Consider the following 25,872-nt stretch of genomic DNA (forward strand, 5'->3'; position numbering starts at 1 on the left):
CTTTCGGATCAGCCCATCAGGCCGGGATTCAGGATGCCGCGCGGATCGAACTTCGCGCGCAATCCGTCGCTGATCGCCGCGACGGGTGCGGGCGCGGGGTGGAACGTGCCGAAGCGCGCGCGGGCCGTGTCGGATGCGCGGACCAGGGTAGCGTGACCGGGAATCTCGCTTAGCGCCGCGCGCACATCGAAGGTTTCGTCCAGCTCGGCCCAGATCAGACCGCCCGCCCAGTCCATCAGCAGCTTGCCATCCGGCAGCGCCGCCGCCACGCGCGGCCCGTCCGAGGGCTTGACCGAAATCCGCCAGAGCGCGCCCGAGCCGCCCCCGAACATTTCCGCATCGCGCACCCAGCGCCAGCCCGGATCGGTGCCACCCTCGCGCCCCGCCATTTCGTCGATCCGTGCGTCGCCAAAGGGTTCCAGCAGTGCGCGCAGCTTCTGGGACCGGTAGGCGACAGATGCCTCGAACCCTTCGAGCCGCAGCATGGTCACAGGCGCGCCATCCGGCCCCACGGGCACATGCGCCGCACCCGACACCTCATAGGGCGAGCCCAGCGCCGCGGCCATGGCGGCGACGGCGCGCTCGGGCGACAGACCGTCAAGACGCAGGCTGACCGTGGTCTCGATCCCCGGCAGGACCTTGAAGCTGACCTCGCTCAACACGCCCAGGGTGCCATGGGAACCGGCCATCAGTTTCACGAGGTCGTAGCCGGTGACGTTCTTCATCACCCGCCCGCCATTCTTGACGATCGTGCCGGTCCCATCCACGAAGCGCACACCGATCAGGCTGTCGCGGCAGGCCCCCGCCACGATCCGGCGCGGGCCGCTGGCATTGACCGCCACCGCGCCGCCGATCGTTGGCGTTCCCTCGGTGCCAAGGATTGCGCGGTGATCCATAGGCTCGAAGGGAAGGCGCTGGTTCTCGGCCGCAAGCGCTGCCTCGATATCGGCCAGCGGCGTGCCCGCCCGCGCCACCAACGTCAGCGCGCCCGGCTCGTAAAGCGTGATGCCCGAAAGCCCCGCGACCGACAGGGTGTCACCTTCCACGGGCGCATACGTCCGCGTGCCGCCACCTTGCACGCGAAGTGGTCCGGCGGCCCCCGCCACGGCCTCTGCAAGTTCGTGCTCGTCCGTGGGCGTCAAGGCCCCGTTCTGTTCCATCACTGGTCTCCAAATACCTCGGGGGAGTCCGCAGAGCGGACGGGGGCAGCGCCCCCTACTCCGCCGCCACCCGTCGCGACGCCGTCACCGACAGCGGAAACACCTTCGCCGGGTTCAAAAGCCACGCGGGATCGAACACGTCCTTCACCCGCAGCTGCGCTTCCAGGTCCGCGGGCGAAAACTGCGCCTCCATCAGGTCGCGCTTTTCGACGCCCACGCCATGTTCGCCCGTCAGGCAGCCGCCCACCTCGACACACAGCCGCAGGATGTCCGCGCCCATTTCTTCGGCCTTTTCCAGGTCACCGTCCTTGTTGGCATCGAACAGGATCAGCGGGTGCATGTTGCCGTCGCCCGCGTGAAACACGTTGGCCACGTCCAGCCCGTACTGCGCGGACAGATCCTTGATGCCGCCCAGCACGCGCGGCAGCTCGCTCACCGGGATCGTGCCGTCCAGGCAGATGTAGTCGTTGATCTGGCCCATGGCCCCGAAGGCGGATTTGCGGCCCAGCCAGATGCGGGCGCTTTCCTCGGCGGACTGGCTTTCGCGCAGCTCCACCGGATCGTGACGCCGCGCGATCTGGCTGATGACGCCCAGCTGCATGTCGATCTCGGCGTCCGAGCCTTCGACCTCGACGATCAGCAGCGCCTCGCAATCGGGATAGCCCGCGCCCGCGAAGGCCTCGGTGGCGCGGATGCAGGGGCGATCCATGAACTCGATTGCGACAGGCAGCACGCCCGCCTTGATGATGTCGCTGACGCAGGCGCCCGCCACCTCATTCGAATCGAACCCGATCAGCACGGGCCGCGCGCCCTCGGGCTTGGGCAGAATGCGCAGCGTGGCTTCGGTCACGACGCCCAGCTGCCCCTCGGACCCGCAGATCACCCCCAGCACGTCGTAGCCGCCCGCGTCCAGATGCGCGCCGCCGATCTCGGTCACCGTGCCGTCCATCAGGACCAGCGTCACGCCCAGCAGGTTGTTGGTGGTCACGCCGTATTTCAGGCAATGCGCCCCGCCCGAATTCATGCCGATATTGCCCGCTATGGCGCAGGCCAGTTGCGACGACGGGTCGGGGGCGTAGAAGAAGCCGTCCTCTTCAACCGCGCCGGTCACGCTCAGGTTCGTGCGGCCGGTCTGCACCCGGATGTAGCGATCCGCGTAATTCGTCTCGAGCACGTCGTTCATCCGCGCCACGCCCAGGATCACGCAATCGGCCGTGGGCAGCGCGCCGCCCGCCAGCGACGTGCCGGACCCGCGGGGCACCACCGGAACGCCTTCCTCGGAACAGATCCGCAGCACGTCCGACACTTCGGCGGTCGACGCGGGCAGGACCGCGGCCAGCGGCGGGCACTTGTAGGCCGTCAGCGCGTCGCATTCATAGGCGCGCGTCTCTTCGGGCGCATGGATCACCGCGTCTTCGGGCAGGACCTGCAGCAGTCGCTGCACGATCCGCGCTTTATGCGACAGGATGGTGGGGCTCGGGGCGGGCATCTCCATGGCGGATCTCCTTGCTGCAATCCCTACATGGCGGGGTCACGCGGCTTGCGCAAGCGGACGGCGCGCCGCAGCCGCCTTGCGAGCGTGCCCCCACGGCGGCTAGATGGACTGATGCAGACCATGCTTCCCCCGCTTCTGAGCCTTTTGCAACCGCTCGACTACGTCGCCATGGCGTTCCTGCTGGCCGGGTGGTGGCTGACCGGATGGCGCGTGGAACGCACCCGGGGCAAGCCGTCGGTGACGGTCCTGATGATGCAGCACAACCGCGACTGGATGGCGCAGATGCTGACCCGACAGCCGCGCATCTTCGACGCGCAGGTGCTGTCGGCGATCCGCCAGAGCACCGCCTTCTTCGCGTCCACCTGCGTCATCGCCATCGGCGGCGCGCTGGCGCTGATGGGCAACGCGGACAACCTGCAATCGGTGGCCGAGGGCTTCGGCGAGCGCGACCTGCCGCCGGTGCTGTGGCAGGTGAAGCTGGCGCCGGTGGCGGCACTTCTGACAGCGGCCTTCTTGAAGTTCGTCTGGTCCAACAGGCTTTTCGGGTATTCCGCCGTGGTCATGGCGGGCGTGCCGAACGATCCGAACGATCCCGAAGCACCGGACCGCGCGCGGCAGGCGGCCGAGTTGAACATCCGCGCGGCGTGGAATTTTAACCGCGGTCTGAGGGCGATGTACTACGCGCTCGGCGCGCTCGGCTGGCTGCTGGGACCGGTGGCCCTGCTGGGAACGGCAGCGCTGACCCACTGGATCGTCTGGTCGCGTGAATTCCGGTCACGTCCGCGCGATATCCTGTTGGGAAAGCTCTGACATCCCCCGCGGGCGTGCTATCCATCGCTTCATGATTTGCCGAATCCTCATCCCTGCTGCCCTTGCCTTTGCACTGCCCGCGCTTGCCGATCCCGCACGGATCGAAGGGGCCAAGGCCGAGCGATCGGGCGATGGCTGGACCGTATCGGTTACCCTGCGCCACGCCGATACCGGGTGGGAGGATTACGCCGACGGCTGGCGGGTCGAACTGGCCGACGGCACCGTTCTGGCAAGCCGCGTTCTCGCCCATCCCCACGTCACCGAGCAGCCCTTCACCCGCGCGAAAAGGGGCGTCGCGATCCCCGAGGGCGTCGACACCGTGATGATCCGCGCCCGCACGCGTCCCGGCGGCTGGTCGGACGAAACGCTGTCCTTGTCCTTGCGCTGAACGCGAAGACCAGCGGGACCCGGCCGCAATCCGCGCCTCAGCGAAGGTGGATATAGGCAAGCAATCCTTCGATCGTGTCGGGCAGAACGCCCTCCGCCTCGCGCGCACCCAACCCCGCGCGGGCGCTGAACCAACCGCCCTTCGCTTCTGCCCGGTGGACGCGCGCCGCGTGCACCGCCCGCGCGGCATGGCGCAGCCAGCTTCGCAGAGTTTCGGGGTCGGCTGTGCCGCCCTCGTCAAGCTCGGCCAGCACGGCCTCGTCGCGAAGCATCAGCCTGATTCTTTGGCCATGACCGTTCAGGATGTGGCCGACGCCCTCGACCCTCCACGGCTCGATGGCGATGCACAGGTCCTCGGCCGAGCGGTACACCGTCACATCGCCCGGCGTGTCATAGCTCGGGCTGTCGTTGCAGACGATCACGTCTTGCAGCCAGTCCTGCGAATTCCCATCACTCGGCATCGTTGCCCCCCTTTGGCGTCCCGGATCATGCGGGGGCAGTCGATCCTATCGCCGCCCCTCGCGCAACCATGCACCGACGCTCAGCAGCGCCGCCAGAAGCAGCCACGCCCAGGCAGGCAGAATCGGGCGCGATGTGACATCCGCCGTCAGGTAGGCCGCGCGCGGCGTGATACCCAGCCAGCCGCGTCCGGCCGCAGCACGTCCTTCGCGCACTTGGCGCAAGTCCGGCAGCCCGTCGGAAATCGAGCGGATCCCGCCGCGGCGTTCCTCGATCAGCGGCGCAAGCAGGCTGCCATCGGCCACGGTCTGCTCGAATTCCCGCGGTGCGCTCGGGCCCAGCGCGATGACCGTTTCCTCGTCGCCTTCGCGCAGCCTGTACAGACCCAGCTCGGGCCCGGTGATCGTGGTCTGGAAACGTCCGGGCGACACCTCGTCCAGCGGGATCATCGTCACCGTGCCATCGGGCGCCGTCAGCTCCAGCTCGCCCACGCTGTCGCCCAGCGTGCGGCGGGTGATCGTCATTTCCTGCCCCTCGGCCGTCGCGTCGAGCGCTTCTTCGTCCAGCTCGGGCTCTTTCATCATCCAGTGCGCAAGGCGCCGCAAAAGCTCCAGCTGCGGCCCGCCGCCGTCGAAACCCCGCGACCATAGCCACGCGTGGTCCGATCCCAGCAGGGCGACACGGCCCGCGCCGACCCGGTCGAGCACCATCAGCGGTGCTCCGTTCACGCCGGTCATCGCCACCTGCCCGCCCGTGGCGTCCAGCTCGATCTGGCGTAGCCAGCGGCCCCAGGTCGGATCTTCGCCGCCGCCGGTCAGGCCCTGGGTGACCGGGTGGCGCATCCCAAGGTCCGTCAGTTCGGGCAGGTAAGGCTCCTCGATCACCCGGCTCGTGGGTGCGGCGGGCAGGATCTCACCCAAGGGCGAGCGATAGAGCGACGCGGCGGTCGCGAATTCGGGGCCCGCGGCCACCAGCACGGCGCCGCCGTCCTCGACGTATTGGCGCACGTTGTCCAGGTAAAGCGCGGGCAGGATGCCGCGCCGCTGGTAGCGGTCGAAGATGATCAGATCGAACTCGTCGATCTTGTCGAGAAACAGCTCGCGGGTCGGAAAGGCGATCAGGCTCAGCTCGTCCACCGGCACGCCATCCTGCTTTTCGGGCGGACGCAGGATGGTGAAATGCACCAGGTCGACGCTGCTGTCCGACTTCAGCAGGTTGCGCCAGGTCCGCTCGCCCGGATGCGGCTCGCCGCTGACCAGAAGGACGCGCAACCGGTCGCGCACGCCGTTGATCTGCACCACCGCGGCGTTGTTGCGGTCTGTCAACTCGCCCTCGGCCAGCGGGGTCGAGAACTGGATCACGTTGCGCCCGCCATGGGGCAGCGTGACGGGAAGCTCCAGGTCCTGGCCCACGGGCACGGTGAAGTTGACCGGCTCGCCGCCATCCACCGCGATCGAGATCTCGGCGGTGCCATCCTGGCCCGCGGGCACGGCGCCCTGGTCCTCGATCCGCAAGCTCAGCGTGACCTCTTCGTCGAGGATCGCGAAGGCGGGCGCGCTCAGGATCGCCAGGCGGCGGTCCCAATCGTCGGGCTGACCGGTCAGAAGCAGGTGCAGCGGTGCGGGCAGGTCGGGCGCCCGCTCGACATCGTGGAGCCGCCCGTCCGAGATCAGGATCGCCCCCGCCAGCCGCGCCCGCGGCTCGTCGGCCACGGCGTCGGCAAGCGCGGTCATCAGCAGGCTGCCCTCGTCGCCGGGACCGTCCCCCATGCGCACCACCCGCAGCTCGGTGTTCTCCAGCGCCGCCACCTCGGCCTCGATCCGCGACAGCGCTTCCTCGGCCTGCGCGGCGCGGTCCGACAGGTCCTGCGACGCGCTTTCGTCCACCACCACCACCACGATATCGCTGAGCGGGGCGCGGTCCTCGCGCTGGAAGGACGGACCGGCCAGGGCCGCCAGAACCGCCAGCCCGGCGAGCGCCCGCAACCACCAGCCGCCCAGGCCCCGCCAGATCGCCAGCACGACGATCAGCGCGACCAGCCCGCCCAGTACGGCCAGCACCACCACGGGCACCAAGGGGTCGAATACGATGCTTCCGGTCAAAGCTGCCTGCCCTTCATCTTTCCAAAAATACCTCCGGGGAGCGCGAGGGGCTGGCCCCTCGCATCCGAAGCCGTCCTACTGCCCAAGCCGGTCCAGCAAGGCGGGCACGTGCACCTGGTCGGATTTGTAGTTGCCCGTCAGCACGTGCATGATCAGGTTGATCCCAAAACGATATGCGATCTCGCGCTGCCGCTCGCCCGCGAAGCCACGGCCCACCGGGAACATCCGGCCGCCCGCATCGTCGATGGCCCAGGCCGCCGCCCAGTCGTTTCCACCGATCACCACCGGGGTGACGTTGTCGTTGAGATTGCGGAACGGCATCCCCTCCACCGCTTCGGCGTCGGGGGGCGCGGCCTCGACCCAGACGTCGCGGCCCGCGTGGCGTCCTGGGAAGTCCTGCAGCAGGTAGAACGTGCGCGTCAGCACATGGTCGGCGGGCACCGCCTCGAGCGGGGGGATATCCAGGGGCCGCGCCAATTCCTGCAACTTGCGACCGGCGGGCGTGGCCGCGCCGAACCCGGCCACATCCGCATCCCGCGTGTCGAACAGGATCATGCCGCCACCGCGCAGATAGGTGTTCAGCTTGGCATAGGCCGCGTCCGACGGGATCGGCTGATCCGGCGATATGGGCCAGTAAAGAAACGGAAAGAACGCCAGCTCATCGGTCTCGAGGTTCACGCCCATGGGCGCTGCGGGCTCGATCGACGTGCGCGCGAACAGGGTCCGCGACAGACCCTCGAGCCCGGCACGCGCCACGTCGTCAAGCCGCGCGTCCGCGGTCAGAACATGGGCCAGGACCACTTCGGTCGTGGCCTCCAGGGCGAAATCGCCCAACGGCTCGCGGTCGTCTTGCGCGCGCGCCTCGCCCACGGGCAGCGCCAGGGCGAACACCAGCATCGCCGCGGCCGCGCGCGGACCGGTCAGCCGTCCCGCCAGCCAGAGCGACGCCAGCACGTCCACCGCCAGCGCGGCCAGCGCCGCGGCCAGCAGCCAGCCCTTCAGGTCCTGCTCCTGCACCACGCCCATTCCTTCGACCGCGATCCGCGCGGGCCATTGCGCGGCGGCCAGCGTGGCGTCGGCATCCAACACGTTCAGCGCGATCCGGCGGTCTTCACCGGCGTAAAGACCCGGCGGGGTGTCGGGCGACGGCCGAGCACCGGCCAGGTCCTCGCCCGCGATGCCCGGCAGGATGCCCGCATCCTCGACCTGTCCGAACGCCGTCAGCACCTCGTCCATCGACCAGGTGGTGCCCGCCAGATCCTCGACCGACGGTGCCGCGGGACGGGTCGACACCGCCAGCCGCTCCAGCATCGACACGAATAGGCCCGACAGCGGCAGCGACGACCACTCGGCATTGGCGGTGACGTGAAACAGCACCACCTGGCCCTGCCCGATCCGCTTGCGCGTGACCAGCGGCGTGCCATCGGTCAGCGACGCGATGGTGCGGTCGCCCAGCGTCGGGTCGGGCTCTGCCATGACCTGCGCGCTGACCGTCACATCGGGCGGAACGCTGAGTCCGTGGAAGGGGGACGCTTCGCCGAAGGCGCGCAGCGATTTGGGCTCGCCCCAGCTCATGGCGCCACCGACGCTGCGCCCGCCCGCCCGCAGGCGCACGGGCATCAGCACGTCTTCGGTCCCGCGGCTGATATCGCTGGCGGCTTGGCGCGGGCCCGCGAAGCGCAACAGCAAGCCGCCTTCCGTGACCCAGTCCTCCAGCGCCTGCACCTGCGCGTCGGGCAGCGTCGCGACATCGGCCAGCACGATCACGTCGGGATTGGCCAGCAGCACATCCGACAGCGACCCGCCCAGCAGGTCGGCCACCGGAGCCAGCGCCTGTTCCAGGTAATGGGTGGGCGACAGCAATTGCAGACCCTCGCGGTCGTCCCGGCCCGCGATCAGCGCCACTTCGCGGCGCTTCAGGGCGTCGTCGGTCAGGCTCACGGCCGCGGCCGACCGCACGCCTTCCAGCTGGAATCGCGTGATCCGGTTCCGCAGCTCGGGCGGCAGCGACAGGGCCAGCTCGGCGCGGGTCTGCCCGTCCTCGAAAAGCATGGTCTCGCGCGCCAATTCGCGGGCCACACCGTTGGGATCCAGCCCATGCGCGGTGACGGTCACCTCGCGCTCCGACCCCGCGGCGGCGCGCAGGGCGGCCAGCTGGATCGCCCCATCTTCGAAGCGCGGCGGCAGCAGGCCGAAAACCGGACGCGGCGATTGGAACACGCGGACCGATCCCCTTTGCTCCAGCGCCGCCAGCACATCCGCGCGCCAGTTCTGGGAGGTGCCGTCCGACAGCCAGATCGTGTCGAAAGACGTCTCCAGGCCCTCCGCCCACGCCCCCGCGTCCTGGGGCTGCCACGCGGCCGGAGCCAGTCCGGCAAGCACCGCGAACCAGTCGCTGGCCGCGCGGAACGGCAACGCGCCCTCTGGCAGATCGGTCAGGGTCACAAGGGCCACGGGCCGATTATCGCGCGCGGCCTCGTCAAGCGCCTGTTCCACCCGCTCGAGCCGCGCGGGCCAATCGCGCGCATCGGCCCAGGTGCCATCCATCAGCACCAAAAGCGGGCCGCTGCCCGCCTCGCGGTCCGACGGGTTCAGCACCGGACCCGCAAAGCCCAGGATCAGCGCGGCGATGGCCAGGGCGCGCAGCAGCAACAGCCACCAGGGGGTCTTGTCGGTCTGGTGCTCGTCATCCTGCAGGCCCAGCAGCAATGCCACGCCCGGAAACCGCCGCCGGATCGGCGCGGGTGGCACGGCGCGCAGCAGGATCCAAAGGATCGGCAGGGCCAGCAGCCCCAGCAGCAGCCAGGGCGCGGTGAACCCTATAGGACCGACGATCCACATCAGTGGTCACGCTCGAGCGCGCCATAAAGCCAGAGCAGCGCCGCGCTGGCCGAATGGTCGGTATGGTGCAGGTGGTATTGCCAGCCGGTGACACGGCAGAGATCGCGCAAGCGCGCCTTGCGCTCGGCCAGCCGGTCCAGGTAGCGGGTCCGCAAATCGCCCGCCTTCAGCGTTTCGTGGCTGAGCGTGCCGCCCATGGATTCGAAGATGGTGCGCCCGTCGAAGGGGAAAGCCTCTTCCTGCGGGTCCAGGATCTGCAGCAGAACGCCGCTGACGCCGCGATCGGCGGCCATGGTCAGGGCGCCTTCCACCGGGGTCACGTCGCCCAGGAAATCCGACAGGAACACGGCGCGGGCGCGGGCCGGGATCTCGCGCGCGTTGGGCGCACCGTAATCGGCATGGTCGTCGTCGCCCTCGAGCGCCTGGGCCATGCGCAGAAGCTGCAACGCGCCGCTGCGCGGGGGCAGATCGTGGTTCGACAGGCCGACACGCTCGCCGCCATGTCCCAAAAGGATTGCCATGGCCATGGCCAGCTCGGCCGCGCGACTTCCCTTCGGCGCAAGATTGGCGGATGCGAAGCCCATGGATTGCGAGCGGTCGACCCAGAACATGACCGACTGCGCCGCCTGCCATTCCTTCTGGCGCACGAATTGCTCGTCCGACCGGCCCGAGCGGCGCCAATCCACCATCCGCGCCTCGTCGCCCTGGACGACGGGGCGATACTGCCAGAACTCGTCCCCCTGCCCCGGCCTGCGGCGGCCGTGGCTGCCCAGCAGGACCGAACGCGCCAGATGCTGCGCGCCCGCCAGAAGGGCGGGCAGCGGCGCGGCAAGCTGTTCGGCGCGGGAGCGTAGGAGGGCGGCGTCGCTCACGCGGCCTGCGCCCGGGTCTTGGCGTCGACCACTTGCGCGATGACATGCTCGAGCGTCTCGCCCCGGGCGCGCGCGGCGAAGCTCAGCGCCATGCGGTGGCTCAGAACGGGCACCGCCATATCCGCCACGTCCTCGGCGTTGGGGGCCAGCCTGCCGTCGAGCAGCGCCGCGGCCCGCACCGTCAGCATGAGCGCCTGTGCCGCACGCGGCCCCGGACCCCAGCCCACGTGGTCGCGCACGGGCTGCGGGGCGGTGTCGTCCTCGGGGCGGCAGGCGCGCACCAGGTCCAGGATCATCTCGACCACGGCGTCACCCACGGGCATCCGGCGCAGCAGGGATTGCGCGGCGATCAGCTCTTTTGCGGTGAAGACGCCGTGGGATTCGGCTTCCTCGGCCCCGGTGGTGGCCAGAAGGATATCACGCTCGGTGCCGCGGTCCGGATAGGGCACGTCGATCTGAACCAGGAACCGGTCCAGCTGCGCTTCGGGCAGCGGATAGGTGCCTTCCTGCTCGATCGGGTTCTGGGTGGCCAGAACGTGGAACGGCTTGTCGAGAGCGTGGGCCTGACCCGCGACGGTCACAGACTTCTCCTGCATCGCCTGAAGCAGCGCGGACTGGGTGCGCGGGGACGCGCGGTTGATCTCGTCGGCCATCAGAAGCTGGCAGAAGACCGGCCCCTCGATGAACTTGAACGCCCTGCTGCCGTCCTTGCCGGTTTCCAGCACTTCCGAGCCAAGGATATCGGCGGGCATCAGGTCGGGGGTGAACTGCACGCGCTTGCCGTCCAGGCCCATCACCGTGGACAGCGTCTCCACCAGCCGCGTCTTGCCCAGACCCGGCAGGCCGATCAGCAGACCGTGTCCACCGCACAGCAGTGTCGACAGCACCAGATCGACCACGCGGGTCTGGCCGATGAACCGCTTGGTGATCGAGTCGCGCGCGTCGGCAAGTTTGGCGCCCAGCGTGTCGATCTCGTCCAGAATGGGGTCCGTCATGACAAAGTCCTTCGCCGGGCTAGGTTGAATTGCATGATGCAGACCTATTGCGGCAGGCACAAATGACAAAAGAGCACACAGGACAAAAGCCCGTGATCCCCGACGCGGGCAGCATCGAAGCGCAGGTCCGCCGCGCCGCACCGCGCGGTCTTCCGCCGGTCGAGGACTGGAATCCCGACTATTGCGGCGAAATGGACCTGGTCATTCAGCGCGACGGCACCTGGATTCACGAAGGCACGCCCATCGGCAGGCCGAAATTGGTCAAGCTCTTCTCGACCATCCTGAAACGCGAGGGCGACGATTACTTTCTGGTCACCCCTGTGGAAAAATTGGGCATCAAGGTCGAAGACGCGCCGTTCGTTGCGGTGGACTTCGCGCGCGACGACGACGATCTGGTCTTCACCACCAATGTCGGCGACACGGTGCGCGCCGATGCCGAGCACCCGATCCGGGTCGAGCGCGACGCCGCCACGGGCGAGCCGTCGCCCTACATCCTGGTGCGCCGCAACCTCGAGGCGCTGATCGACCGCAAGAGCTTCTATCGCCTGGTCGACATCGGCGAGGTCGCGCCCCACGACGGGGCCGAGTGGTTCGGTCTGCGCTCGGGCGGACAGTTCTTTCCCGTCATCCCGGCCGCCGAGCTGCCCTAGCGCCCGGGCCACGGCCCTGCCCTGTCTTCAGACCACCCGCGAATCCTTCACGGCGCGCCCGTGCTGTCAGCCGAACGCGGCTCGAAGGTCGCGTGGGTGATGTCGAAACGCGCGCGCAGCATGTCTTTCACCTCGCGGCAGAGCGGCGGAAACTCGGTGCCGGCCCGGGGCACCAGTCGCGCCTCGACCGAAACGCGGTGCTCGTCGATCTGCCACAGGTGCAGATGCTCGACCGATTGCACGCCACCCACACCTGCGATTGCCTGCCGCACGTCCTCGGTCTCGATCGTCAGCGGCGCACCCAGCATCAGCAGCCGGATCGTCGGCCCGATCTCGGCCGCGCCGTGCCACAGGATATATCCGGCGATCCCGATGGTCACGATGGGGTCGATCAGCCGCCAATCGTACAACAGCACCAGCGTGCCCGCCAGGATCACCGCGACCGAGCCCAGCGCGTCGGCCACGTTGTGCAGGAACGCCGCGCGGATATTCATCGACCTCTTCGACATGGCGTAGGTCAGCGCGGCGGTCACAAGGTCCACCGCCAGCGCGATCGATGCGAGCACGACCACGATCCAGCCGTCGATGCTTGGTGGATCGAAAAGGCGGGTGACGCCCTCGTAGATCAGGAACAGGCCCAGCATGATCAGCGTGGTGTAATTGACCAAGGCCGCCACCACTTCGGCCCTTCCGTAGCCGAAGGTCATGGTATCGTCGGCGGGCTTGCGGGCGATCCGGCGGGCCGCGAAGGCGATGATCAGCGACAGCGCGTCCGAGAAGTTGTGCAGCGCATCGGCGATCAGCGCGAGCGAGCCCGACAGCACGCCGCCGATCACCTGCGCCACGGTCAGCCCGAGGTTGATCGCGACGGCGCCCGCCATGCGGGCGTCACCGACCTTGGGATCCATATGGCCGTGATCGTGCGGCAAGGCATTGACCCCTTCCGTGGCGCGCCAGGGCGACGGCCCGGTGCCCGCGCCCCGTCACAAGGGATCAGGCGGCGCGCCGGGTTCCGCGGGCAGGATAGGCCTGCTCGACGATGAAATCGACCTTGTCCAGCAGGAATTCCAGGTCGGGCCGCGCGAAGGGCGAATTCGAGACGTTGGCGAGGTACAGCTCCCCGTCGGGACGCACCCAGAACACGGCGGGCTCGGCGAAGACCTGCGCTTCCTCGTCCTTGATCGATTCGGAGATATAGAGGCCCCAGTCGCGCGCCTGCTGCTCGCTCAGCCCGTAGGCCATGGGGATCGGGTCAAGGCCCCAATCCTCATGCGCCTCACGCGCCCGCTCTTCGGTGTCCATCGAGACGTGAATGGTCTCGACCCCCTTGGCCAAGAAATCGTCGTAGAGCTTGCGCATCTGGCCGAGATATTCCTTGCAGACCGGGCAATGCAGGCCACGATAGACGATGATCTGCGTGAAACTGTCCGGCGATTGTTCGGACAGCTCCCAACGCGTGCCAATGATGAGCGGCAGGTTCAAAGTAGGCGCGGTCTGTCCGGGCATGGGTGTCGTGGGCATGGGGATGCTCCTGTAATGCTTGGTTCCGGGGTCAGCGTCGCAAACCGCGTTCGGTTCCCCCGGGCGTAGTGCCGTGGTCAGCGGATCGACGCGCACTACGCTCCCCATTGCAGGGCACGGCGCCGTGAATGGAGGTGCAGCATGGCCAAGAAGTTTTCGCGTAACGATTGGGCCAGCGATCCCGATCTGTGGAAAGGGCATATCAGCGGACAGGACCTGGGCACCGACGTGACGGTGCTGTTCTTCAGTTCCGACGAGGTCGGGGCGGGCCCGGGCCTGCATCGCCACCCCTATGACGAGGTTTTCATCGTCCGGCGCGGCCGCGCCCTGTTCACGCTCGCAGACGACACCATCGAAGCCGTGGCGGGCGATGTTCTGCTTGCGCAGGCGGGCGTGGCGCATGCCTTCAGGAACCTCGGGCCGGACAGGCTCGAGACGACCGATATCCACCTGAGCGCCGACTGGATCCAGGAAGATCTCGAGGACTAGGTTTCAGATCGCGCCGGTCACGTCGCGCCACGCGCCGGGCGCAAGATCCCCCAGCGGGACCGGTCCGATCTGCCACCGCACGAGCCGCAGACACGGAAAGCCCACATGGGCGCACATGCGCCGGACCTGCCGGTTGCGGCCTTCGCGGATCGAGAGGCGCAGCCAGCTGTCGGGCACGGTCTTGCGAACGCGCACGGGGGGATCGCGCGGCCACAGATCGGGCGGGGCGATCGCTTCGGCTTCGGCGGGTTTGGTGGGTCCGTCCTTCAAACGAACACCTTCGCGCAGCGCGGCAAGCGCCGGGGCGTCGATCACACCTTCGACCTGGACAAGGTAAGTCTTCGCGAACGCCCCCGAGGTGATCCGCGCCTGCAAGCGACCGTCATCGGTCAGAAGCAGCAAGCCCTCGCTGTCGCGATCCAGCCGACCGGCGGCGTAAACGCCGTTGGGCAGCCCCAATCCCGACAGGCCCGACCAGCGCCCTTCGTCGGTGAACTGGCTCAGCCGGTTCATGGGCTTGTCCAGCGCGATCAGCATCGCGGGACGTTCCGGCTCCCTGCGAACCCGGAGTTCCAAGGCATTCGCACGACGCCGGGAAAGCCCGCGGGCAACCTCAATGCGCCTGCGCCCAGTTCGCCCCCTGACCCGCATCGACTTCCAGCGGCACGCTCAGGTGGACGGCCGGAAGCGATGCGCCCTCCATCACCTCGCGCGCAGCGGCGATCAGCGCGTCCTCGGATCCCTCGTCCACCTCGAACAGCAATTCGTCGTGGACCTGCAGCAGCATGGTGGCGGGCAGGTCCGCGATGGCGTCTTCCATGCGGATCATGGCGCGGCGGATGACGTCGGCGGCGGTGCCCTGGATCGGCGCGTTGATGGCCGCGCGCTTGGCGAAACCCGCGCCGGGACCCTTGGCGTTGATGTCGGGCGTGTTGATCCGGCGCCCGAACAGCGTCTGCACGAAGCCGTGGTCCTTGGCGAACTTGACTGTCTCGTCCATGTAGGCGCGGATGCCCGGGAAGCGTTCGAAATAGCGGTCGATGAAGCCCTGCGCCTCGTCGCGGGGGATCCGCAGGTTGCGCGCCAGGCCGAAGCCCGAGATCCCGTAGATCACACCGAAATTGATCGCCTTGGCCTTGCGCCGGATCTCGGGCGTCATCTCGTCCAGCGGCACGTCGAACATCTCGGACGCCGTCAGCGCGTGGATGTCCTGGCCGTCCTTGAAGGCCTGTTTCAGCTCGTCGATCCCGGCGATATGGGCCAGGATCCGCAGCTCGATCTGGCTGTAATCCAGCGCCACCAGCGTCCGGCCCTGGGGGGCCACGAACGCCTCGCGGATGCGGCGGCCCTCCTCGGTGCGGATCGGGATGTTCTGCAGGTTCGGATCGGTCGAGGCCAGGCGACCCGTGTTCGCCCCCGCGATCGAGTATGACGTGTGCACGCGGCCCGTCTCTAGGTCGATATGGTCCTGCAGCGCGTCGGTATAGGTCGATTTCAGCTTGCTGACCTGCCGCCAGTCCAGGATCAGGCCGGGCAATTCGTGCTCGGTCGCCAGATCCTCCAGGATGTCCGCGCCGGTCTGGTAGGCACCGGTCTTGGTCTTCTTGCCGCCCGGCAGGCCCAGCTTGTCGAATAGGATCTCGCCCAGTTGCTTGGGGCTCGAGACCTTGAAATCCGCGCCCGCGAGCTCGCGGATCTCGTCCTCGAGCCCGGCCATCTTCTGCGCGAAGGCGCCCGACATGCGGCTCAGCACGTCACGGTCCACCTGCACGCCCGCCATTTCCATCCGCGCCAGCACCGGGATCAGGGGCCGCTCGAGCGTTTCGTAAACCGTCGTGACCTTGGAGCGGTGCAGCTGCGGCTTGAACAAATGCCACAATCGAAGGGTGATATCGGCGTCTTCGGCGGCGTATTTGACAGCTTTTTCGACATTCACCTTGTCGAAGGTGATCTGGCTTTTGCCGCTGCCGATCAGCTCCTTGATCGGGATCGGCGCGTGGCCCAGGTAACGCTCGCTCAGCGTGTCCATGCCGTGCCCGTGCAGGCCCGCGTTCATGGCGTAGCTCATAAGCATGGTGTCGTCGACGGGTGCCACCTGCACACCCAACCGAGCCAGCACCTTGCAGTCGTACTTGGCGTTCTGCAGGATCTTCATCACCGACGGATCTTCCAGCAGCGGCTTAAGAAGGGCCATGGCCTCGTCGAAGGGGATCTGCCCCTCGGCCAGCGCGTCGGTGGCAAAAAGATCGGCCTCGGCGTTTTCCTTGTGGCCCAGCGGGATATAGCACGCCTCGCCCGGGTCGATGCAAAGCGACACACCCACCAAAAGCGCCTGCATTTCGTTCAGCGACGTGGTTTCGGTGTCCACCGCGACGTAGCCGCGCGCGTGGGCACGGGCGATCCAGTCTTTCAGGGTGTCGGTGACCTTCACCCAATCATAGGCATCCGGAAACGCGACCTGTTTGGCGTCATCGACCGGGTCGGAGCCTTGCGGGGTCGTGTCCGTGATCACGGGCGCATCCACGCCCAGCCCGTCCGACACGCGCTTGACGATGGTGCGGAACTCCATGTCAGTCAAAAAGCCCAGCAAATCGTCAGCGATCGGTTCTTTGACCTCGAGACTGTCCAGATCGTAGTCCAGATCCATGTCACAATCGAGCTGGACAAGCCGTTTGGACAGCCTGATCTGGTCGGCATTGTCGATCAGCGTCTGGCGCCGCTTGGGCTGGGGCACTTCGTCGGTGCGCGCCAGCAAGTCCTCGAGCGTGCCGAACTCGTTGATCAGCAGCGCGGCGGTCTTGATGCCGATGCCGGGCGCGCCGGGGATGTTGTCGACGCTGTCGCCGGCCAGCGCCTGCACGTCGACGACGCGTTCGGGATCGACGCCAAACTTGTCGCGCACGCCGTCGGCGTCGATGCGCGCGTTCTTCATGGCGTCGTACATCTCGACCCCGCCGCCCACCAGCTGCATCAGGTCCTTGTCGGAACTGATGATGGTGACCCGCCCGCCCGCCTCGCGCGCGCGGCAGGCCAGCGTGGCGATGATGTCGTCGGCCTCGAAGCCCTCCTGTTCCAGGCAGGCCAGGTTGAAGGCGCGCGTGGCCTCGCGCGTCAGGGGGATCTGCGGGCGCAGATCCTCGGGCATCTCGTCGCGGTTCGCCTTGTACTTGTCGTACATGTCGTTGCGGAACGTGTGGCTGCCCTTGTCGAAGACCACGGCCGCATGGGTCGGCGCGTCGGGGCCCTTGTTGTCCTCGATCATCTTCCAGATCATGTTGACGAAGCCCGACACCGCGCCCACCGGCAGCCCGTCGGACTTGCGCGTCAGCGGCGGCAGCGCGTGGTAGGCGCGGAAAATGAAGGCCGATCCGTCGACCAGGTGCAGATGATGGCCTTTGCCGAAACTCATGCGGGTTCTCCGTCGATGCGCCGCGCTGTCATCGCCCGCGCGCGCGTCGGAGTCCAGTCGTCAGCCGCCCCAGAACCCGCCGAAGAGACCGCCGAAGATGTCGCCCATATTCTCGATGATCGACACGAGCAAAAGCACGGCCGCGATCAGCACGACGATCCACCAGACGAACTGGAACACGATGGCCGAGAGGCCCATCATCGTGCCGTATGCGCCCAGACGCGGCGGATCGCGCAGGATCAGCGACACGACCGACAGCACGATCGCCACGGCACCGGTCACCGGCGCGGCCAGCAGCAGGATACGGTCGATGTCCCAGCCCCGCGGCTCGGGTTCGGGCTGCGGCGCGCCTGTCAGCGCCCGCCAGGCCGAGGCGCGGATATCGCCCGCGATTTCACCGATGGACACGCCGACGGGTTGCTGGGGCGTGAACGGACCGCCAAAGATGTGGACCATGGCCAGGATCAGCGCCAGGGCGCCGGTGCCGACCGCCAGGTATCCGATCCGGAAACCGCCGCCGGGAATTTCTGCATGGTTCATTCCACCCTCCCAAAATAACGGTGCGAAACGGTTTCAACTCTGCAGATCGAATATGGCCCGAGTGCGGCAATCAGGAATCGCCGCTGCCGGTCAGTCGCAGAAGCGGTCCCGTGTTTCGCGTGACGGGGGCCATTCCGGGCGATCGGGATCCCCCAGGGGCAGACGGTAATAGTCCCGCAAAGCCTCAAGGTCGTGGATGTCGTAGTCGAAGGTCTGGCAGAGGCCGATGGGCCGATCCGTCGGCGGACCGTCACCGCGCAGATCGATCAGGTACCCCATCTTCCGCCCCAGCCCCACGATCTGGAAGTTCAGCGGTTCGGGATAGGTGAACGCGCTCGGGGTCGGCGTGTCGGCGGTGACATCGAGCGTATAGGTCCCGGCAGGCACCAGCACGCGAAAGAATTGCCCGGCCCGCAGCCGGGCGGTCAGGGCGGGCTGGTCTGTCGCAGGATCGCGTAGCGTAATTGACAGGTCCGGACCGGGATCGGTGCGGATCTGCAACGGAAAGACCAATGCCAGGCCCGTGTAGTTGCGCACCAGCCCATAATCCCGCCCTGCCCCGGCCGCGGGCATCAATGTCAGGACCAGCGCGAAAGCGATCCGGATCAGTGGCCGCCCGCGCCATCCTTCAAGACGAAACGCTTGTCGCAATAGCCACACTCCACCCATCCGCGTTCTTCCGGGATTTGCAGCCAGACGCGCGGATGGGTCATCCCGCCGTCACAACTGACCCGGATCGTCGTCACTTCTTCAACCTCGGGCGCGTCGAAGGCCCCGGTCGGGGGCAGATCGCCTTCAAGGTCGACAGGTTTTTCGGACATGGGATTTCCTTCGGGGCTTGGATCATGCGGGCCGGGGCCTAGGTCGGTGCATGATGATAGCCATCGCCGCCCGAGGGGCAAGTGGAGCGCAGGACAATGACCGATAACGCCATCGAGATTTCGGGCCTTACCAAGACCTATGCCGGGTCCGGATCCGAGCCGCCGAAAACTGCGCTGAAGGACGTGGACCTGAACATCCCGCGCGGCTCGATCTTCGGACTGCTCGGACCGAATGGCGCGGGCAAGTCGACGCTGATCAACGTGCTGGCGGGCCTGGTGGTGAAATCCGCGGGCCACGTGAAGATCTGGGGCTTCGACCAGGACGTGAACCCGCGCCAGAGCCGCGCGGCCATCGGCGTCATGCCGCAAGAGCTGAACCTGGACCCGTTCTTCACGCCGCGCGGATCGCTGGATGTGCAGGCCGGGCTTTACGGCGTGCCGCGGGCCGAACGGCGCACCGACGAGATCCTGGAAATGATCGGCCTGACCGACAAGGGCGACGCCTACGCGCGCAACCTGTCGGGTGGCATGCGGCGGCGGCTGCTTTTGGGCAAGGCGCTGGTCCACAATCCGCGCATCCTGGTGCTGGACGAGCCCACCGCCGGCGTCGATATCGAACTGCGCCAGATGCTGTGGTCGAACGTGCGCAAGCTGAACGACGAGGGCATGACGATCATCCTGACCACCCATTACCTGGAAGAAGCCGAACAGATGTGCGACGAGATCGCGATCCTGCACCACGGCGAATTGCTGGTCCGCGACACGACGCCGAAGCTGATCGGGCGCATCGACACCAAGACTCTTGTGATCCAGCCCGAGGGCACGCCGCCCCCCGATGTCGCCCTGCCCCAGGGGGTCACGCTGGACCGGCGCGAGGGCGGCATCCTGGCGTTCAATTATGCGAAGACGAAGACCTCGCCCGGCGACATCCTGATGGCGCTGCGCGAGGCGGGGGTGAAGATCGCGGACGTGTCGATCGAAGAGCCCGATCTCGAAGACGTGTTCCTCGACCTGACCCGCAGCGCCAACAAGTCCGCGGCGTAAGGGAACCGGGCTGCGCGCTGGGCGCTTTCCCCTGCAGCCACAAGCAAGACCGCAGCACGACAAAGACCGGACCGCCGGGCGGTGCATCCTGCACCCCGTCAGGTCCGGCAGGATCGAACGGAGCTATGGATGTTCATACGCCCCACCATTCGCGAGGCACCGACGACCGAGCGGGACGTCTTCGCCTTCCACATAATCGGTGAAGTCACGGCCGACGACATGTCGGCCATGGCCGATTACATGAACACGCAGTTCGACAAGCATGACACCGTGTCGATGTTGCTGATGTTCGACATCTACGACGGCGCCGAGAGGGGGGCGAGTTTCGATTGGGAAACGCTCAAATCCCGGGTGCGTGCGCTGGGCAAGGTCCGGCGCTACGCGGTCGTGGGCGGATCGGACGCAGCAAAGCAAGCGGTCGAATGGTCCGGCAAGATGCTGCCGGTCGACGCCCGCAGTTTCGATGCCGCCAACGAAGACGCGGCCTGGGCCTTCCTGGGCGCGCAGCGCGCCTAGCCCTTGGGCAGCATCCGCCCAAGCGGGCGGCCCCCAAGGATATGCAGGTGGTAGTGGGGGACTTCCTGGACCCCGTTGGCGCCTGCGTTCGAAATGACGCGGTAGCCGTTGCCGCCCGCGCCCGGGCTCAATCCCTGATCGGTCACGATCCGCGCGGTGAGGCGGCTGAAATCGGCGATCTCGGCGTCCGAAGCGTTCGCCATGAAATCATCGTGGCAGACATAGGCGCCTTTCGGGATCACGAGCACATGCACGGGCGCCTGCGGTGTTATGTCCTTGAAGGCCAGCGTGTGCTGGGTTTCGGCGACGGTATCGTTCGGGATCTCGCCCCGCAGGATCTTGGCGAACACGTTCTGGTCGTCATAGGTGAAGGGCATGGTCGGCTCCTGGAAGTTTTTCAATCGGCGAAAAGGTGGTCCGAGGCGGCGATCTGCTGGGCGGCCCCCGGCTCGATGGACAGGAATTCGGCAAGCGGTCCGGCATTCGTGTCGGGCGTGTCGCTTTCGGTGATGCGGTAGAGATGGGTGAAACCGGCGGCATTGATCGCCTCGGATTCGAACTGGAAATCGGCGCGGATCGTGGGCAACAGCCGGGACATGGTGACGGCCTTCGTGGATTGGCCCGCGATCCCCACCCGCCGGGCGTGACCTTCCAGGTACTGGTCCGAAAAGTCGCAAAGAATTTCCAGGATGCGCGTGGTCGAGCGATCGGACTCGAAATCCTGCATCAGGGCCAGGTTGCTCGGGTCCAGACAGATCATCAGGCGGTCCGTGTCGTGATAGTCGAAAAGCATCCGCATCAGCGCCCGGCGATGCCGCGTGCGCTTGACCAGGGTTGCCTGCGTGCCGCCCAGATCGGGCAACTCGGTGTCTTCTTCGTCGAACAGGTATTTCAAGCCCGGCAGGTTGGTATGCTGGCGCGCGCGGTCCACCAGTCGCTTGGCCACATGCCATTTCTTGCACGTCACGATCAGAAGCTCGCGGTCCCGGCCGATGCTGCTTTCCTTTTCCCAGAACCGGGGCGCGAAGCGGCGCCCGACGCGACCGCGTCCGGCGAGGAACTGGAACAGCCGTCGGCCTTCGTTCGAGATATCGAATTCCATTCCGACGGTCGTATAAAGCTGGCCCAGCCGCCGCTTCAGCGCGAGCGCCTCGGGACTGATCTTGCGGGCGAACAGGTAATCCTGCGACAGCAGAAGATCGTAGTGATCGTCGTAGAAGCTGACCGGCATCCCGTAGTCGGAAAATATCAGAAAGGTCAGCGTCCGGTTGCGCAGCTCCGCGCGCGGGATCAGGTGATGGACGAGCGTCTGGAAGAAGGTCTCATCGGGGATCCATGTGGTGCGGAAGAAACGCCGCACATCGCGGCGGCGATCGGTGAAGGCGAGCACCTTCTGCATCGTCTCGCGCCGCAGGCACCACCATTGCGAGCCGATCATGATCTGCAGATCCTGGGGCACGGAACGGGTCAGACCCAGGCGCTTCTGCAGCTCGAACGACCGGTAGAAGAGCGCCTTGTTCCGGCGTTCGTTGAAGAAGTGGCGATAGATCAGCCGCTCTTCCTTGAAGCCCGTCTTGATCCAGTCCGACGCGTGGAAATCGTGATGCTCGATATAGTCGCAATCCTCGGCCTCGAGCATGGCGCGGCAATATTCGGCGGACTTGATGGGCATGCAATCGCCCGACAGCATGTAGAAATGCGTGGCCCGCGGGAAGGTGTCGATCGCCGCGCGGGCGGCCAGGATGGTGGCTTCGACAAGGCTCCATTCGCCCCAGCCGCATTTCACCCGGCGCGGCGTGACCACGACACGCGGGTTGTCCGCAAGCTCGGACACGATCTGCTGATAGTCGCCATCCGGCGCGCGCGCGTCGAAATGAATGGCCAGAAAGTCGCCCGCCGCCGTCACGCGATTGGCCTGGGCGATGACCGCGGGCGCGTCCTTGTGGCTGAGAAGAAGATAGGCGATTTGCGCCATGGGCGGGATCGGGACCTGTCCAAATGCAACATTGGCCACCTGATAGCCCGAGACCCCATTGCAATGACAGGGCTTATTTGCTTCATGATGACCCCAAGGTGTGGGGCACCGCGGTCCTTGACGGGACCAGGAAGAGAGTTGCGCGACCATGGGATTCCCCGGAACCTGGATGACGACGAGCGAAAGCATGGTTTACCGCGTCGTTCCGAAATGCGCCTGTTCGACCATCGGGCAGATAATGTTCTACTCCGACCACGGGCGCTTCTTCGACGGCGATATCCACGACGCGACCGAAGACCTGCACAAATGGGCCCTGCCCGAAAGCCAGCCCATCATCACCCGCAACGTGCGGCGCCACGACAGCCCGGCCTTCACCTGCGTGCGCAATCCCTATACCCGCGTGCTGTCGTCGTTCTTCGACAAGATCTGCGGCATCCAGCGCAACGGGCGGCGCTATCGCGGCAACCTGGTGCCGCTTTTGATCCAGAAATACGGCATCGAGGTGGGCGGCGACGATGGCAAGGCCGAGTTCGACCAGATCGCGTCGTTCCGCCGTTTCCTGCTGTTCGTGCGCGACACGATCCGGTTCCGCAAGCCGATGGATCCCGACATCCACTGGTCGGCCGTCAGCGGCCACGTGGCGACCTTCATCGCCAATGGCGGCCGGTACGACCAGATCTTCTGGACCGAGGATTTTAACGCGGGCATGCGCAAGGTGCTGGACGCGACCGAGACGACGTATCCGGTGGACCTTGCCGAGATCCCGCGCTTCAATGAAAGCGAAGGCCACGGCCCCAAGCGCGCCCACCCGGTCGAGGATTATTTCGACGATCTGTCCATGCACCTCATGTGGGAGATCTATCACCGCGACTTCAGGCTGTTCCGCTACGATTTCGACAACCCGGCCAACAAGATGCCGACGGGCGAGATCGACCTGGACGAGGTGCACGCCAAGCTGGGCGGCTGAACGGCGCGGCCGGTCGGGGCGGAAGCGAGGGGCCAGCCCCTCGCGCTCCCCGGGATATTTCCAAGAACAAAGATGGGGGCGTGCGGCGCCTAGATCAGGTCGTGGGCCGCGAAGACCGCCCGCATGTCCGCCTTGGGACGCGGGCCCACATGGCCGATCACCTCGGCTGCGGCCAGAACACCCATCTGGCCCGCGATCGCGGGCGGCAGGTCCTGCGCCATACCGTAGATGAACCCGGCGGCGAACTGGTCGCCTGCCCCGGTAGCGTCCACCGGCTTGATGCGGTTGACCGGCACCTGGCTGCGTACGCCGTGCTGGACGATCACCACCGGATCGCCCGAGCGGGTGCAGACCACCGTGGCGCATTTCTTGGCCGCGCGGGCCAGCGCGGTATCGAGGTCGGTCTCGTAGAGGGTGGTCCACTCGGCCTCGTTCCCGATGACGAAATCCAGGCGTTCCTCGATCAGGCGCTGGAAATCGGCGCGATGGCGCTCGGCGCAGAACGGATCGCTCAGGGTCAGGCCGCTGCGCCCGCCCGCGTGTCGCATCAGGTCGGCGGCCCGGGCGAAGGCGGTCTTTCCCTCGTCCTTGTCGAACAGGTAGCCTTCCAGGAACAGCAGGCCGCCCCCGTCGAACGCCTGAACGGGCACGTCGCTTTGCGACAGATCGGCGCCCGCGCCGAGATAGGTGTTCATGGACCGCTCGCCATCGGGCGACACGAAGATCATCGAGCGCGACGTGGGCAGCGCCGCGTCGGCGACCGGCGCATTGGGGAACGCGATCCCGTCCGCCTGCATCCCGTCCGCGTAGGCCCGTCCCAGCGCATCGTCCTTCACCTTGCCGATGAACACCGCGTCGGCCCCTAGTTTTCCCAGCCCGGCGATGGTGTTGGCGACGGATCCGCCCGGCGTCTGGATGCGGTCGGACATGGCCGCGTAAAGCAGCTCGGCGCGCTCACGCTCGACCAGCTGCATGATGCCCTTCTCGATGCCCATGTTGTCCAGGAACGAGTCGTCGGCGTGGCTGATGACATCGACGATGGCGTTGCCGATGCCGACGATGCGGGCGGGGGTGGTCATGCGGTTTTCTCCGGGAAGGGGCAAAGATCGGCGATCGGGCACGCGCCGCATTTCGGCTTGCGGGCCACGCAGGTGTAGCGGCCGTGCAGGATCAGCCAATGATGGGCGTGGCGCTGGAACCGGGCGGGCACGTTGTCCTCGACGGCGCGCTCGACCGCGACGACGTCCTTGCCGGGCGCGATGCGGGTGCGGTTGCCGACGCGGAAGATATGGGTGTCGACCGCCTGTGCCGGATGGCCCCACCACATGTTCAGCACCACGTTGGCGGTCTTGCGGCCCACGCCCGGCAGGCCTTCCAGCGCGGCGCGCGACGACGGCACCTCGCCGCCATACTCATCCACCAGGATGCGGCTGAGCTTCATCACGTTCTTGGCCTTGTTGCGATAGAGCCCGATGGTCTTGATATGGGCGATCACGCCGTCCTCGCCCAGATCGAGCATCTTCTGCGGCGTGTCGGCCACGGCAAAAAGACCGCGCGTGGCCTTGTTCACGCCCACGTCGGTGGCCTGCGCGCTCAGCGCCACGGCCACGACCAGGGTGTAGGCGTTGACGTGCTCGAGCTCGCCCTTGGGTTCGGGATCAATGGCTTCGAACCGTTCGAAAATCTCGTAGATCTGGTGATAGGGCAGCGGCTTGACCATGCCCCGCTCTATGCAATGGGCGCCCGGACCCTTCAAGCGGGTTCATCGTCCCCGGCGCAGCGGCCAGCCGCGTGCCCCGCGGGACCGCGCTAGACTTCGATCGCCCGCCTATAGAGGTGCCACGTGGCATGGCCCAGCACCGGAAGCACGATGATCAGCCCGACGAAGGCCGGGATCGAGCCCAGGAGCAGCAACACCGCGACCGTCAGACCCCAGGCCAGGATCACGCGCGGGTTCCTGCGGAACACCCGGTACGACGTCACCACCGCCGTCGGCACCCCGACATTGTGGTCGAGGAGCAGCGGGAAACTGATCACGCTGGTCACCAGCACGGCCAAAGCGAAGCAAAACCCTACGAACGTCCCGATCACGATCATTGCCCAGCCCGCGCTGGTGGTGAACACGGCCTCGAGGAAGGCGGACACGCCGTCCGGCGCCACCGGGCCGAGGGTGGCCGCCCAGACCAGGTGCGCGACCACGATCCAGACCACGAAGATCGCGGCAAGATAGAGCCCCAGTACCACGATCGCGGCGAAGTTCGGTGAGCGCACGACGCCCAGCGCGGCCAGCCACGAGACCTGCTCGCCCCGCTCGCGGCGGCGGCTGACCTCGTAAAGGCCGACGGCCGTGAACGGGCCGATAAGCGCGAAGCCCGCGATCATCGGAAAGACCAGGTGCATCAGGTTCGCGTTCGAGGCGAAGAAGACGAGCAAGACGCCGATGATCGGATACATCAGGACGATGAACATCACGTCCGTCCGCAAGGCCCCGAAATCGTCGAGGCCTGCGCGCAGGACCTGGCGGATGTCCTGTAGCGTCATGGCGCGAATGCGCGGCTCGATCCGTTCGTCGCCGCCGATCCGCCCCACGGAATGGGCGATGTGCCCGGACGCGTCGGCAAGGCGGTGCGCCGTCCAGGACAGGGGATTTCCGATCGTTTTGGCCATGATGCATCCTCCCGTGTGTCGGCCACATGATGGATGCGCTGCGTGCGCCCGATTGGCCGAATGTCGCCCAATGCGCGGATGATCAATGATAGCAGCTTCGCGGGCGGATATCGGTCACTTATGCGGCACCGCGCGCCAGTGCGGGGCGACCG

General features: G+C 67.0%; 26 protein-coding genes. 7 read left to right on the forward strand and 19 right to left on the reverse strand.

From position 1 onward, the window contains the following. Positions 1-8: 8 nt before the first annotated feature. Both ILP92_RS05430 and ILP92_RS05435 read right to left on the reverse strand, forming a co-directional pair. Entirely contained in the window at positions 9-1,160 is a 1,152-nt protein-coding gene (locus ILP92_RS05430) for an FAD-binding protein (RefSeq protein ID WP_235971133.1), read from the reverse strand. A 55-nt stretch (positions 1,161-1,215) separates the two neighbouring features. Beyond that, positions 1,216-2,655, reverse strand: a complete 1,440-nt coding sequence (locus ILP92_RS05435) for an FAD-linked oxidase C-terminal domain-containing protein (protein ID WP_198915360.1) — start codon at positions 2,653-2,655, stop codon at positions 1,216-1,218. 111 nt (positions 2,656-2,766) lie between these two features. Between ILP92_RS05435 and ILP92_RS05440 the strand changes: the two genes are divergently transcribed. Then, positions 2,767-3,465 carry a DUF599 domain-containing protein gene (locus ILP92_RS05440; protein WP_198915361.1) on the forward strand — a complete coding sequence of 233 codons (699 nt, stop codon included), beginning with the start codon at positions 2,767-2,769 and terminating at the stop codon, positions 3,463-3,465. Positions 3,466-3,496: 31 nt separating this feature from the next. Next, the gene (locus tag ILP92_RS05445; RefSeq protein ID WP_198915362.1) at positions 3,497-3,853 is read left to right on the forward strand and encodes a hypothetical protein; all 357 of its coding nucleotides are present in this window, start codon (positions 3,497-3,499) and stop codon (positions 3,851-3,853) included. A 37-nt stretch (positions 3,854-3,890) separates the two neighbouring features. On the opposite strand, the gene ILP92_RS05450 is transcribed toward ILP92_RS05445, so the two are convergent. From ILP92_RS05450 to ILP92_RS05470, 5 genes are all read right to left on the reverse strand, one after another. Further along, positions 3,891-4,313 (reverse strand): hypothetical protein, encoded by a 423-nt coding sequence (locus ILP92_RS05450; RefSeq protein WP_198915363.1) that lies wholly within the window; start codon positions 4,311-4,313, stop codon positions 3,891-3,893. A gap of 45 nt (positions 4,314-4,358) precedes the next feature. Then, positions 4,359-6,413 (reverse strand): hypothetical protein, encoded by a 2,055-nt coding sequence (locus tag ILP92_RS05455; protein WP_198915364.1) that lies wholly within the window; start codon positions 6,411-6,413, stop codon positions 4,359-4,361. Between the two features lie 75 nt (positions 6,414-6,488). Next, positions 6,489-9,254: a DUF4159 domain-containing protein gene (locus tag ILP92_RS05460; protein ID WP_198915365.1), complete on the reverse strand. Its 2,766-nt coding sequence runs from the start codon at positions 9,252-9,254 to the stop codon at positions 6,489-6,491. After that, positions 9,254-10,126: a DUF58 domain-containing protein gene (locus ILP92_RS05465; protein WP_198915366.1), complete on the reverse strand. Its 873-nt coding sequence runs from the start codon at positions 10,124-10,126 to the stop codon at positions 9,254-9,256. Before ILP92_RS05465 ends, ILP92_RS05460 begins: the two co-directional genes overlap by 1 nt. Then, positions 10,123-11,121: an AAA family ATPase gene (locus ILP92_RS05470; protein WP_198915367.1), complete on the reverse strand. Its 999-nt coding sequence runs from the start codon at positions 11,119-11,121 to the stop codon at positions 10,123-10,125. Before ILP92_RS05470 ends, ILP92_RS05465 begins: the two co-directional genes overlap by 4 nt. Before the next feature lie 62 nt (positions 11,122-11,183). Between ILP92_RS05470 and ILP92_RS05475 the strand changes: the two genes are divergently transcribed. Then, positions 11,184-11,771, forward strand: a complete 588-nt coding sequence (locus ILP92_RS05475; protein WP_198915368.1) for a DUF1285 domain-containing protein — start codon at positions 11,184-11,186, stop codon at positions 11,769-11,771. 47 nt (positions 11,772-11,818) lie between these two features. On the opposite strand, the gene ILP92_RS05480 is transcribed toward ILP92_RS05475, so the two are convergent. Beyond that, positions 11,819-12,679 carry a cation diffusion facilitator family transporter gene (locus tag ILP92_RS05480; protein ID WP_198915510.1) on the reverse strand — a complete coding sequence of 287 codons (861 nt, stop codon included), beginning with the start codon at positions 12,677-12,679 and terminating at the stop codon, positions 11,819-11,821. Between the two features lie 85 nt (positions 12,680-12,764). Next, complete coding sequence (locus tag ILP92_RS05485; protein WP_198915369.1) at positions 12,765-13,292, reverse strand: peroxiredoxin-like family protein; 528 nt, start codon at positions 13,290-13,292, stop codon at positions 12,765-12,767. A gap of 141 nt (positions 13,293-13,433) precedes the next feature. Between ILP92_RS05485 and ILP92_RS05490 the strand changes: the two genes are divergently transcribed. Next, complete coding sequence (locus ILP92_RS05490; protein ID WP_198915370.1) at positions 13,434-13,781, forward strand: cupin domain-containing protein; 348 nt, start codon at positions 13,434-13,436, stop codon at positions 13,779-13,781. A 3-nt stretch (positions 13,782-13,784) separates the two neighbouring features. On the opposite strand, the gene ILP92_RS05495 is transcribed toward ILP92_RS05490, so the two are convergent. The 5 genes from ILP92_RS05495 to ILP92_RS05515 all read right to left on the reverse strand — a co-directional run bounded on the left by ILP92_RS05495 (position 13,785) and on the right by ILP92_RS05515 (position 18,551). Beyond that, positions 13,785-14,318, reverse strand: coding sequence for a pseudouridine synthase (locus ILP92_RS05495; RefSeq protein WP_198915371.1), 534 nt, complete (start codon positions 14,316-14,318; stop codon positions 13,785-13,787). Between the two features lie 76 nt (positions 14,319-14,394). Further along, the gene (gene polA / locus ILP92_RS05500; protein WP_198915372.1) at positions 14,395-17,190 is read right to left on the reverse strand and encodes a DNA polymerase I; all 2,796 of its coding nucleotides are present in this window, start codon (positions 17,188-17,190) and stop codon (positions 14,395-14,397) included. 60 nt (positions 17,191-17,250) lie between these two features. Next, positions 17,251-17,730, reverse strand: coding sequence for a hypothetical protein (locus tag ILP92_RS05505; protein WP_198915373.1), 480 nt, complete (start codon positions 17,728-17,730; stop codon positions 17,251-17,253). Between the two features lie 90 nt (positions 17,731-17,820). After that, a complete protein-coding gene (locus ILP92_RS05510; RefSeq protein WP_198915374.1) occupies positions 17,821-18,267 on the reverse strand; it encodes a hypothetical protein in 447 nt (148 codons plus the stop codon). Positions 18,268-18,335: 68 nt separating this feature from the next. Next, positions 18,336-18,551, reverse strand: a complete 216-nt coding sequence (locus tag ILP92_RS05515; protein WP_198915375.1) for a zinc-finger domain-containing protein — start codon at positions 18,549-18,551, stop codon at positions 18,336-18,338. A 96-nt stretch (positions 18,552-18,647) separates the two neighbouring features. On the opposite strand from ILP92_RS05515, the gene ILP92_RS05520 reads away from it, so the two are divergent. Together ILP92_RS05520 and ILP92_RS05525 are read left to right on the forward strand one after the other, a co-directional pair. Next, positions 18,648-19,595: an ABC transporter ATP-binding protein gene (locus ILP92_RS05520; RefSeq protein ID WP_198915376.1), complete on the forward strand. Its 948-nt coding sequence runs from the start codon at positions 18,648-18,650 to the stop codon at positions 19,593-19,595. 129 nt (positions 19,596-19,724) lie between these two features. Next, on the forward strand, positions 19,725-20,111 hold the full coding sequence (locus ILP92_RS05525; RefSeq protein ID WP_198915377.1) for a SpoIIAA family protein: 387 nt from the start codon (positions 19,725-19,727) through the stop codon (positions 20,109-20,111). On the opposite strand, the gene ILP92_RS05530 is transcribed toward ILP92_RS05525, so the two are convergent. Together ILP92_RS05530 and ILP92_RS05535 are read right to left on the reverse strand one after the other, a co-directional pair. Next, positions 20,108-20,488: an HIT domain-containing protein gene (locus ILP92_RS05530; RefSeq protein WP_198915378.1), complete on the reverse strand. Its 381-nt coding sequence runs from the start codon at positions 20,486-20,488 to the stop codon at positions 20,108-20,110. The genes ILP92_RS05525 and ILP92_RS05530 overlap by 4 nt on opposite strands. A 20-nt stretch (positions 20,489-20,508) precedes the next feature. Beyond that, entirely contained in the window at positions 20,509-22,086 is a 1,578-nt protein-coding gene (locus ILP92_RS05535; RefSeq protein ID WP_198915379.1) for a DUF5928 domain-containing protein, read from the reverse strand. Between the two features lie 148 nt (positions 22,087-22,234). Between ILP92_RS05535 and ILP92_RS05540 the strand changes: the two genes are divergently transcribed. Beyond that, entirely contained in the window at positions 22,235-23,053 is an 819-nt protein-coding gene (locus ILP92_RS05540; protein ID WP_198915380.1) for a sulfotransferase family protein, read from the forward strand. 89 nt (positions 23,054-23,142) lie between these two features. Here ILP92_RS05540 and ILP92_RS05545 read toward each other — a convergent pair whose 3' ends face one another. From ILP92_RS05545 to ILP92_RS05555, 3 genes are all read right to left on the reverse strand, one after another. Then, complete coding sequence (locus tag ILP92_RS05545) at positions 23,143-24,132, reverse strand: adenosine kinase (RefSeq protein WP_198915381.1); 990 nt, start codon at positions 24,130-24,132, stop codon at positions 23,143-23,145. Then, positions 24,129-24,773, reverse strand: coding sequence for an endonuclease III (nth, locus tag ILP92_RS05550; protein WP_198915382.1), 645 nt, complete (start codon positions 24,771-24,773; stop codon positions 24,129-24,131). The genes ILP92_RS05545 and nth overlap by 4 nt, the downstream gene beginning before the upstream one ends. Before the next feature lie 89 nt (positions 24,774-24,862). Continuing rightward, complete coding sequence (locus tag ILP92_RS05555; protein WP_198915383.1) at positions 24,863-25,720, reverse strand: DUF2189 domain-containing protein; 858 nt, start codon at positions 25,718-25,720, stop codon at positions 24,863-24,865. Positions 25,721-25,872: the final 152 nt, after the last annotated feature.

Source organism: Palleronia pontilimi (genome assembly GCF_016412875.1).
Taxonomy (GTDB): domain Bacteria; phylum Pseudomonadota; class Alphaproteobacteria; order Rhodobacterales; family Rhodobacteraceae; genus Palleronia; species Palleronia pontilimi.